Genomic DNA, 9,436 nt, shown 5'->3' on the forward strand with positions numbered 1-9,436 from the left:
GGAGCGCGCGCCCCTCCGCCCGATCTCGGCGGAGAAGGCAAGGTCAAAAGTCAGTCCTTCCAAAATTGGATGTTAACCATTGTCGGCGAGTGTTGGTTAAAGCGTAAATCGTACCTTAACGGAGCCGGTGAATATGGGCGGGACCGCGGAACCGACTGCCCGACGTCCTTTCGCGCCGTTCACGATTGTTCTGGCCGTCTCGTGCACCTGCGCCGCTGCGTCCGCCACGACCGCCGCCGCCGCCGACCTTCCGGCCCGGGGCACGGGCGCCGACTGGTACACCGGCGCCTCGCAGCAGGCGGTCGATGACAGCTGGGCCGTCGCGGTCGATGGCTCGACCAGCGTCACCTCGAACAGCTCGGCCTTCGGCTCCGTGACGGTGACCGCCGCGCCCAACGGCTCGCCGACACGGGACGGCCTGCGGGTTCGCGTCGACGCGATCGGCGGAACCTACTCGTATCCCGGGCGGTCCGTCGCGACGCGGGTGACCGGCTACCAGCAGGAAGGCGCCCTGCAGGCGGGCTACGAGTGGGTCTGGAAGGACGCCGCACTGGCCGGCTTCATCGGCTTCAACGTCCGCAGCAATCAGCTCTCCATCCCCGATCCCGGCAACCCGGTCGTCGGCACGGGCGTCGGGCTGAAAGTCGCGGGCAATTTCTACGCGACGCCGACCGACCGGACCATGGTCTCGGCCTACGGCTCGTACTCGACAAAGTTCAACGCGTACTACTCCCGCCTGCGGGTCGGCTACATGCTCGCCGACGGCGTCTATATCGGTCCGGAAGCGCTGTTCCTCGGCGACGACTTCTTCCGCCAGTACCGCATCGGTGCACATCTGACCGGCGTCCGGTTCGGACCCGTCCAGATGTCCGTGGCCGCCGGCTACGTCCGCGATCGGGTGCAGGGCTCCGGGTACTATTCCAGCATCGAGGCGCGCTCGACCTTCTAGAGCCGTTCGCGATCGTGTTGCGACCGTTCGGAAGGACGGCGCCCCCGGTCTCGGCAGCCGCGTCGCCCTCTCCCGCGCGCGAGGGGGATGGGGTGAGCGACGGAAAGAATCAGGATCAGGCGCGCCCTCAGTTCTCGACGCGGCGCGCCTCGTTCGGAACGGGCTCGACGGTCGTTTCCGTCCCGACCCGATCGGGAACGGCTCCAGAGCTGCGGTTCCGCTCCGCGGGTACCGCCGCCCCTACCGCGGCGCCGTCAGGAGCTGGCCGGGCCTCAGCGGGTCCCAGACGCCCTCGAAAACGGGCTGCATCGCGTCGTTGAGCGTCTGCGCCCGCGACACCGGCGACGGGGCCACTCGCGGCTGAAAATCGACGAGCGAAGCGGACGCGCCGAGCAGGCCGATCAGACATAGGCCAGCGATCGCCCAGCGCGGCGCGCCCCAGGTGTGAAGCACTCCGGCCAGAGTGACGAAGATGGCAAATAGGCCGACAAATTGATGCATTAGACACCTCTAGGCGGTGTCTAGAGCGAGAATAGAGCCAGAAACTCTGTTTCGAAACGGGACATAAGTCCCTACAGGCGCAGATACTGGAGGCCCATCCCTGGACTCAGGCCGAGGCTTTCCCGGACTGACGCCACCCGCCGCCCGAGCCCTGAGCCGTCCCGCCGCTGAAGGCCGGCGCCGATGGCCCACCGGCAGATCGCCCGGGCGGCGCCTGTGGGATTCCGAGCGGGCGTCGCGGCTGCACCGGGAATGTGCCCGCGCCCGCTCGAGGCGCTTCCGATCGTGATGCGACTGTTTGGAGAGACGGCGACCGCGTTCGAGAGAGCCGCGCGGGTCCCCTCTCCCGCGCGGGAGAGGGGACCCGCGCCTCATGCGGCACAGGGTCGGCTGAGGCCTCCGTCGCGACCCGATCGCGAACGGCGCCGGCGGCCCCGCACGACGGCCGGCCGCGCGGCCGTGGTCCGCGCTCCCGCGGCGGCGCCACCGCTCCGGACATGGCCGCGCGGATCGTGCGGCAGGACGCGCGCGCCGCTATCCGGTCAACGCGGAGCCGACGGCGGCGCGCGCGGATCGGCGTCAGAGACGGCTGACGAGGAAGCCCAGCCCGAATCCGACGAGGCCGGCCACGATCAGGGAGGCGTGGGGCCACTCGACCGATTTCTGATGGCCCTCCCACGCGACGTGGCGGCTCCGGTCGTAGGCCTCGGCGGCGTGGTCCGTGACCTCGTCGGCCGCGTGCCGAACGGCGTCCTTGGCCTGGCCGTAGAGATTCTCGGCGGCGCCCTGCGCTTCGCGCAGGCGGCCCTCGACCGCGTGGCGGTTCGAGCCGACCGCGTCGCCGACCGCGCCCTGCGCCTTGCCGCCGAACTCGCGTGCGGCGCCCGTGATCCTGTCCGTATCGACCATTGTCATCCTCTCCGGTTCCGTCGCGGGTCGATGTCGGAGCCGCAGCGCACGGACACCCATCCCCTGTCGCGACTGAGGCAACAGCGGCCTCCTCCGCGCGTTCCCGAGTCCGATCGCGGAGGCCGCCCGGACCGGTCGACCGCGCGCCGGATCCGCGGCGCGTGGCCTGCGCGGTCCTCCGGGGACGTGCGGCGCCCGTCCCCCGCCGCGCCGTCATCGGCCGCCGACGCGACACGCGCCTGACAGCCTCATTCAGGCCGCACTCACCGTCGAAGCGACAAGCTTGAGCGTGAGGAGACCGGATGAACCAGGGCGGACGAGCACCGCGCGGCGAGTTGCCCATTCTGCACCGGTCCCCGTCGCGCGGCGCCCTCGTGGCGCCGGTCGACGGCGCGGTGCTGGTCGACGGCGTGACGCCTCTGGACCGGCGGCGCCTGAACCTGCGCTGGCTCTGCGCCAGCTCGCTGATCGCCACTTGCGGCGCGGCCCTGATGGGGGCGGCACTCCGCATGTCCGTGGACACCGATCTCGCCCCGGCCAGGCCGACCTTCCGCCAGGGCGCCGCCCAGGTCGCGGAGGGGCAGGGGGTGGTCGGACGGCGCGGAGACCGCCTCGTGCGGCACCAGCTCGTCGCCTCGGACCGGGAGGAGTTCTCCGCGCCGGTGGCGTATCAGGCCGGCGCGCGCGAGATCATCCGGACCCAGCCCTTCGTGCGGCTCGTGACCAGCCTGTCCTCCGGCGACGAGGTCGACGGGCAGATCCCGCCCTTCGATCCGACGCGCCAGCTCGCCGCGGACGGGCAGGTCGTCCCGGTCTCCGACGAGCCGGAGGACGATCCGTCGGGAACGACGGTCACGATCACGCGCTCCGATCTGGCGAGCGCCCCGGTCCCCGAGGACGCGCCCGGCCTGACCGACGAGGACGTCGCCGCCCTCGTGGCGGCGCAGGCGCAGGTGGCGCGGGAGACGGGCCCGCGGATCGCCGTTCCGTTCGCGCCGCAGCGGCTGCTCTCGCAGATCCTGGTCGCCGCGCCCGACGGCGACGGCGACGGGGCCGGGACGGCCGCCGGCGCCGATGACGGCCGCGACCCGTTCCACGCGATCGAGGTGCGGGTCGTCCCGGAGAACATCACGACCCTCGCGGAGACCGAGCCCGCCTCGGGCGTGAGCCTCACCGAGACCCGCGACGTCGTGCTCAAGCGCGGCGAGACCCTGGCCGACGCGCTGGCGGCGAACGGCGCCGAGCCCGCGCGCGCGAAGGCGATCCTCGCGGCGTTGAGCGAGCACGCCCGCACCGGGCTGGCCGAGGGGCAGCACGTGGACCTGCTCCTCATCCGGTCGCGCGCCGGCGAGACCGCGCGGCGGATCGCCCGCGTGACGCTGTACGGTGCGGGCGGGGTCGAGGAGATCGCCGCGGAGCGGGATTCCGGCGGCTTCGTCGCGGTCGCGCCGCCGTCGGCCCAGGTCGCGGCGGCGCGGTCGGGCGACGAGGGCGCGGACGGGTCGGGCGCCAGCCTCTACAAGAGCATCTACGAGGCGGTCCTGCGCAACGGCCTGCCCGGCATCCTGGCCGAGCGCATCGTCGGCATCTTCGCCTTCGGCCTGGACATGCAGCACCGGATCACCCCGTCCGACCGGCTGGAGGTGCTGTTCAGCCCGAGCGAGAAGGCCGGCGGCCCGCCGGAGGTGCGCTACGTCGCCCTGACGCTCGACGGCGTGAAGCACCGCGCCTACCGGTTCGAGGCGCCCGACACGGGGGCGGCGAGCTTCTTCAGCGAGACGGGCAGCTCGCTGCGCAAGTTCCTGATGCGGATGCCGATCGCGGACGGCCGGATCACCTCGCCGTTCGGCACGCGCGTTCACCCGATCCTCCACTACGCCCGCTTCCACAACGGCGTCGACTGGGCGAACAAGGCCGGCACGCCGATCATGGCGACCGGCGACGGAACGGTGGCGTATGCGGGCCCGCGCGGCGGCTACGGCAACCGGATCGAGATCCACCACGCCAACGGCTACGTGACGGCCTACAACCACCTGCAGCGGCTCGCCCACGGCGTTCAGGTCGGCGCGACCGTCCATCAGGGACAGGTGATCGCCTTTATGGGCTCGACCGGGCTGTCGACGGGGCCGCATGTCCATTACGAGGTGAGCGTCAACGGGCGCTTCCTGGATCCGATGACGATCCGCCTGCCCGACAGCCAGGGCGTGTCGGCCAGGCTGATGACGGCCTTCGAGCGGCAGGTGGCGGCCACGAACGCCATTCGCCACCGCGGCGGGATGGTGGTGTCGGCCCTGCCGCTCTGAGCCGGTCGGCGGCGGCGATCAGGCGGCGTCCGGTGTGGGCGCCCTCATCCCCGCCGGGGTCTCACCACGCGGCCTGGAGGCCTGCAGAGACGACCTGGGCGGTGGCGCCCGGGCGGAGCTCGCCCGTGTAGCCGATCGACAGCTGCAAGCCCGCGGCGACCGCGCCGGTCAGGCTCACCCCCAGCACCGCACCGTCCTGGCCCAGCGCGCTCGTCCGGCTCGAGAACCCCGCCCCGAACACGTCGGACCGGATCACCGCCGCCGTGTCGGCCAGCTCGTGCGCCCAGTACGCCCGCCCCTCCAGCCGCAGCTCCGGGATGCCGGCAAACGCCGCGCTCGTCACCCGACCGCCCACGAGCCCGCGCGCCGCGTCGAGATCCGCCACCGCGAAGCCCTGCCCGCCGAAGCCCTGCCCGACCAGGCCGCCCCGCTCCGACACCCGGCCGCGCGTCAGCCGGTCGTAGCTGAAGCCCACCTCCGGAACGACCTCGACCGGCAGGCCCAAGGCCAGCGCGTAGCCGGCAAAGCCCGACACCCCGCCGTTCCAGCCCGACGACAGGCCGCTCGCCTGCGACACCGCCGTGCCCAGCGCCACCGTCCGGTCGACCCCACCGTCCGCGTACGACACCCCCGCCGTGCCCCGCAGCACCACGGCGCCGAGTCGCGTGCTCGCGTAGAGCGTGCCGCCGTAGCTGTCGGTGGTGAACCGGCCCAGCCCCGCGCCCCGCGACGTGCCGCCCTCACGCAGGTAGCTGAACGCCCCGCCCACCCGCGTGTCCGCGCCGACCTGCCGGTCGACGCCCATCAGCAGCCCGCCGGCGTCGAGCCCGGCCCCCGCGGCCGCCCGGTCGCCGGCGCGCGCGCCGAACCCGTACAGNGGCCGGCCTGGCCGTGGCTCCGGCCGCGGACCCGGCGGGCGACCCAGATCCCGTCCGCGACGAGGCGCGGGTCCAGCGCCTCCGCGACGCGATCGGCGCGGCCGAGGTGGAGCGCCTGACCGGCGACCTGCGCGCGCGGATCGAAGCCGCGTTCCCGCCCGGAACCATGCGCCCGGCGATCGCGCAGGAGGCGCACGCCCTGATCGCCATGGCGGGCAGCCTCGGCTATACGCGCCTGGCGGCGGCGTGCCGGACCCTCGAGGCTGCCGTCTCGGGCGGTTCGGACGAGGCGGACGCCCTCCGGCACGTCAGGGGGACCATCCGCGACGTCCTCTCGCTGACTCCCGCCGCCTGATCGTGGGCTTCGCGGACGGCGTGCGATCCGGGCCGGCGCCGCCACGCGGCGCGACGGAACGGCCTCCTCACGACCCGGATCGCGAGGCGTTGGGGCCGAGGCGGGCGGCGATGGCGGGATGGATTTTTCTTGTCCGTCCGTCTCAACCGACACGCCGCGGCCCCGATCAGGAGGCGCGGGCACGACCGCGACGCGTCGGATCTTCTGCTCGGATCGGCCGGTCGGCAAGATTGATCAGCTATTCACGGCCGCTCCATTGTATTCTAAGAGATTTACAATTCCATCGCGAGGGATTGCTGGACAGCGTTGACGAGACTCTTCCGACCCTGTCTAGTCTCAAGGCAGACTGATCGTAGTCGCCCGTTATTAGCTGACGAACATGCGCTTCGTGGGACGCAGGGTTTCAGCGGGACGTCACGATCCGGGCACGGCCCCGTCGCCGATCCTGCCCGCGCCGATCGACGGCGGCCGCACACCCGTCGAAGGCCGCACCGCGCGCAGTCGCGTGCGGCCCGGCACGACAAGCGGTGCGGCAGCTCGGTTACGAAGTCGCCGCGGTTCAAAGTCTCGACCAAGCACTTTTGCGACAACAGAGGTCCCGATGTCTGACAACCACGAAAAGTTCATGGCCCGGGCGATCGCCCTGTCGGAGAAGACGTCGCTGATCGACAGCGCCGGCGGCGTGTTCGGCTGCGTGATCGTCCAGGACGGCGAGATCATCGCCGAGGGCGCCAACCGCGTCGTCGCCGAGAACGACCCGACTTGGCACGGCGAGATCGAGGCCATCCGCAAGGCCTGCAAGGCGCAGGGCAGCTTCAAGCTCCAGAACGCGACACTCTACACCAGCGCCGAACCCTGCCCGATGTGCATGGCGGCCGCCTACTGGGCCGGCGTCAAGAACGTCTACTACGCGGCGCAGGTCGAGGACGCGCTGGAATACGGCGGCTTCGACGACAGCATGATCTACGCCGAACTCAAGAAGGACGTCGGCGAGCGCTCGATCCCGACCCAGCAGATCATGCGCGAGGAGGCCGTCGAGGTCTGGAAGAAGTACGCCCAGAAGGCGGACCGCGTTCCCTACTGAGGGCCGGATCGAACGGTCGGCCGTCCTGTTCGGCCCGCTCGGGCCGAGCGGTGTCCGCCGCCCGCGCGGTGCCCAGTCACGAATGCCGAGAACCTGGGGACGGTCTGCAAGGGCGCGGTGATCGACGCGGGCGACCCGCAGTTCCGAGAGGCCGTTCACGGGAACCTCTGGAACAGGCTGAGCCCCGACCGGGCGCCGCGGATGATCGCCAAGGTGGCCGGCGAGGACGACATCGTCCTCCCGTGAGGTTCGCCCGCGCGCACGGCTTCAAGGTGGTCGTCCGCGGCGGCGGCCACAATCGGTGCCAGCCGACCTTGCGCAACGGCGGGATCCCGATCGACCTCGGGAGGCTCGACAAGATTCGCGCGACCGACGCCGAGCAGCGCAGGGCCGTCATCCAACCCATTCTCAGCAAACGCGAGATCCAGAAAGCGCTCAATAGTCACGGCCGCGACTTCCCGACCGGCCAAGGCTGCATGGCATCAGGCGGTGATCACCGCCCTGAAGCCGTTCAAGGTCGGCTAGGACATCGGCGAGACCGACGCGGTCGAGCTGCCCGACACGGTCGCCCAGACTTTCACGCCCGAGAAGTGGCCGAGGCTGTGCGAGCTGCGCGGCAAACACGATCCGGGCCGCGTGTGCTTCGACTGTTTCAACGGTCTTCGCTGAGCCGCGGCGCGGTCACGTCGGTGTATCGATCGCGTCCCGAGGCGCGTCGCGGTCGTTCTGAAAGCCGGTGAGCCAGTTCAACGCGACGTGCCGCTCTGCCACGACATCGCCGTTGAGCCCCGCGGGGATGCCCCCTTCCGCCGCCCCTTCCGGATGATCCAGTGCTCCCGCCACGCGCGGTCCAGCGCGCCCAGGTTCTCTCCGGACGGTCGCAGGCGCACGGGATCGGCCGCGCTCGCGCCGAGCGCCCAGAGCAGGCTGTTCGCGGCCTCGCAGCGCCGCGCATGCGCGCCGATCCGGACCGCAGCATTCGGTTGACGTGCCCGTTCGGCCGGCTAGAAAACCGGCCGAACGAATCGGATATCGGTTCGGTTGCGCCCAATCTTTGTCTCGCGGGAGCTTCAGCTCAGTAGCAGTTATAACTTCCGCGACTCAGACTGTTCGTTGCACCGGCTCGACACCGAGACGTCGAGCTATCGCCCATCTTGCTTCGCCCGCCTCTCGTCAATCAGGAGTCGACCATCGCCGAAGCAGCGTCCCCGCGCCGACACGCGCGTCCGCGCGCCCTGGCCGGCCTCCTGGCAGCGACCGTGCTGCTGCCGCTCGCGCTCGTGCTGATCGGGCTCTGGCAGGGACAGCGCGGCGTCGATGATTGGCAGGAGTTCGCCGCCGAGCGCGACCGCCTCGCCGCGGTCGCGGCGGATCTGGAGGCGCGGTCTCCGCGGGACGGGCGCCCCGATTTCAGCCTGCAGTTCCGTCACGACGGCCGCATCTACGGCGGCCCCTACGCCGCGGTGAAGGCCCGCGAGCTCCGCGACCAGGCGGGGACCCTCGCCACCGTGATGGACTGGCGCCGCCGGTTGCCGGCGGTCGCGGTCGCGGGCGGCGGCCTCGCGGCGGCGCTCTCCGTGCTCGTGCTGCTCGTCGGCGGCCTGCTCGGGCAGCTGGGACGCGGCTCGCGCGACGCCCTGGTCCGCGGCTTCTCGCTGGTGCGGCGGCTGCTTCCGGCCGCGCTCGCCGTCCAGATCGTGGCGGCGACCGCCGGCCTCGTCGCGGTGGTCCTGTTCGAGGCCGGGCTGCTCGTCGATGGCGGCCTCACCGGCGGCGGCGTGAAGCTCCTGGCGATCGCGGCCGGCGCGGTCGGCGGTACGATCCTCGCCGCTTGCGGCGCCCTGATCGGCCTGCGCCGGGCCCTCGTCGCCTTCGCGCCGGACCCGCTGCCGATCCTCGGGCGGCAGATCGCGCCGGCCGAGGCGCCTGGCCTCTGGCGCCTCGTCGAGGCGCTCGCCGACCGGATGGGCGCGCTCAAGCCCGAGGCCCTCGTCGTCGGCCTCACCGAGGGCTTCTTCGTCAGCGCCGGCCCGGCCGTGCTCGAGCCCGGCGGCGCGCGGCTCGACGGCCGGATCCTCTACGTGCCGCTGCCCTATCTCGCCCTGCTGCGCGTCGACGAGACGGCGGCGATCATCGGGCACGAACTCGCCCACTACGCCGGCGGCGACACCGCCTACAGCCAGCGCTTCCTGCCGATCTACGCCGGCGTCGGGCGCTCCCTCGACGCGATGGCCGAGCGCGAGCGCGGCGCGCTCGGCGTGCTGGGGCCGTCGATCCGCCTCGGCCTGTTCGTGATGGAGCAGTTCCACCTCGCCGTCCGCCACTGGAGCCGGGTGCGCGAGTTCGCGGCCGACGCGGCCGGCGCCACCGTGACATCGACCGCCGCCTCGGCCCGGGCGCTCCTGCGCTACGGCGCCGTGCGCCCGCGCGTCGTCGAGACGCTGGACGCGGCGGCCG

The 9,436-nt window shown here is 72.1% G+C and carries 11 protein-coding genes; 7 read left to right on the forward strand and 4 right to left on the reverse strand.

Annotation, left to right across the window (positions count from 1 at the left end; translation table 11 throughout):
- Positions 1-133: 133 nt before the first annotated feature.
- Positions 134-949, forward strand: a complete 816-nt coding sequence (gene bcsS, locus MOTC310_RS30605; protein WP_331304493.1) for a cellulose biosynthesis protein BcsS — start codon at positions 134-136, stop codon at positions 947-949.
- A gap of 240 nt (positions 950-1,189) precedes the next feature.
- Here bcsS and MOTC310_RS30610 read toward each other — a convergent pair whose 3' ends face one another.
- The gene (locus MOTC310_RS30610) at positions 1,190-1,450 is read right to left on the reverse strand and encodes a hypothetical protein (protein ID WP_331304494.1); all 261 of its coding nucleotides are present in this window, start codon (positions 1,448-1,450) and stop codon (positions 1,190-1,192) included.
- Between the two features lie 579 nt (positions 1,451-2,029).
- Positions 2,030-2,359 (reverse strand): CsbD family protein, encoded by a 330-nt coding sequence (locus MOTC310_RS30615; RefSeq protein WP_331304495.1) that lies wholly within the window; start codon positions 2,357-2,359, stop codon positions 2,030-2,032.
- 302 nt (positions 2,360-2,661) lie between these two features.
- On the opposite strand from MOTC310_RS30615, the gene MOTC310_RS30620 reads away from it, so the two are divergent.
- Positions 2,662-4,662, forward strand: coding sequence for a M23 family metallopeptidase (locus MOTC310_RS30620; protein ID WP_331304496.1), 2,001 nt, complete (start codon positions 2,662-2,664; stop codon positions 4,660-4,662).
- A gap of 61 nt (positions 4,663-4,723) precedes the next feature.
- Here MOTC310_RS30620 and MOTC310_RS30625 read toward each other — a convergent pair whose 3' ends face one another.
- Positions 4,724-5,587, reverse strand: coding sequence for an autotransporter outer membrane beta-barrel domain-containing protein (locus MOTC310_RS30625; protein ID WP_331304510.1), 864 nt, complete (start codon positions 5,585-5,587; stop codon positions 4,724-4,726).
- On the opposite strand from MOTC310_RS30625, the gene MOTC310_RS30630 reads away from it, so the two are divergent.
- The 4 genes from MOTC310_RS30630 (at position 5,554) to MOTC310_RS30645 (ending at position 7,719) form a co-directional block, all read left to right on the forward strand.
- Positions 5,554-5,895, forward strand: a complete 342-nt coding sequence (locus MOTC310_RS30630) for an Hpt domain-containing protein (protein WP_331304497.1) — start codon at positions 5,554-5,556, stop codon at positions 5,893-5,895. The genes MOTC310_RS30625 and MOTC310_RS30630 overlap by 34 nt on opposite strands.
- 601 nt (positions 5,896-6,496) lie before the next feature.
- Positions 6,497-6,979 carry a nucleoside deaminase gene (locus MOTC310_RS30635; RefSeq protein WP_331304498.1) on the forward strand — a complete coding sequence of 161 codons (483 nt, stop codon included), beginning with the start codon at positions 6,497-6,499 and terminating at the stop codon, positions 6,977-6,979.
- 117 nt (positions 6,980-7,096) lie between these two features.
- On the forward strand, positions 7,097-7,225 hold the full coding sequence (locus MOTC310_RS30640; RefSeq protein WP_331304499.1) for a hypothetical protein: 129 nt from the start codon (positions 7,097-7,099) through the stop codon (positions 7,223-7,225).
- Positions 7,226-7,251: 26 nt separating this feature from the next.
- A complete protein-coding gene (locus tag MOTC310_RS30645) occupies positions 7,252-7,719 on the forward strand; it encodes an FAD-binding protein (RefSeq protein ID WP_331304511.1) in 468 nt (155 codons plus the stop codon).
- Here MOTC310_RS30645 and MOTC310_RS30650 read toward each other — a convergent pair.
- Positions 7,661-7,822 (reverse strand): DUF4272 domain-containing protein, encoded by a 162-nt coding sequence (locus tag MOTC310_RS30650; RefSeq protein WP_331304512.1) that lies wholly within the window; start codon positions 7,820-7,822, stop codon positions 7,661-7,663. The two genes, MOTC310_RS30645 and MOTC310_RS30650, sit on opposite strands and share 59 nt — an antisense overlap.
- 416 nt (positions 7,823-8,238) lie before the next feature.
- Here MOTC310_RS30650 and MOTC310_RS30655 point away from each other — a divergent pair.
- Positions 8,239-9,436, forward strand: a 1,198-nt coding sequence (locus tag MOTC310_RS30655; RefSeq protein WP_331304500.1) for a M48 family metallopeptidase, incomplete at its 3' end; no start/stop codon positions are given.

Origin of the sequence: Methylobacterium oryzae (assembly GCF_036441375.1) — a bacterium.
GTDB lineage: Bacteria > Pseudomonadota > Alphaproteobacteria > Rhizobiales > Beijerinckiaceae > Methylobacterium > Methylobacterium oryzae_A.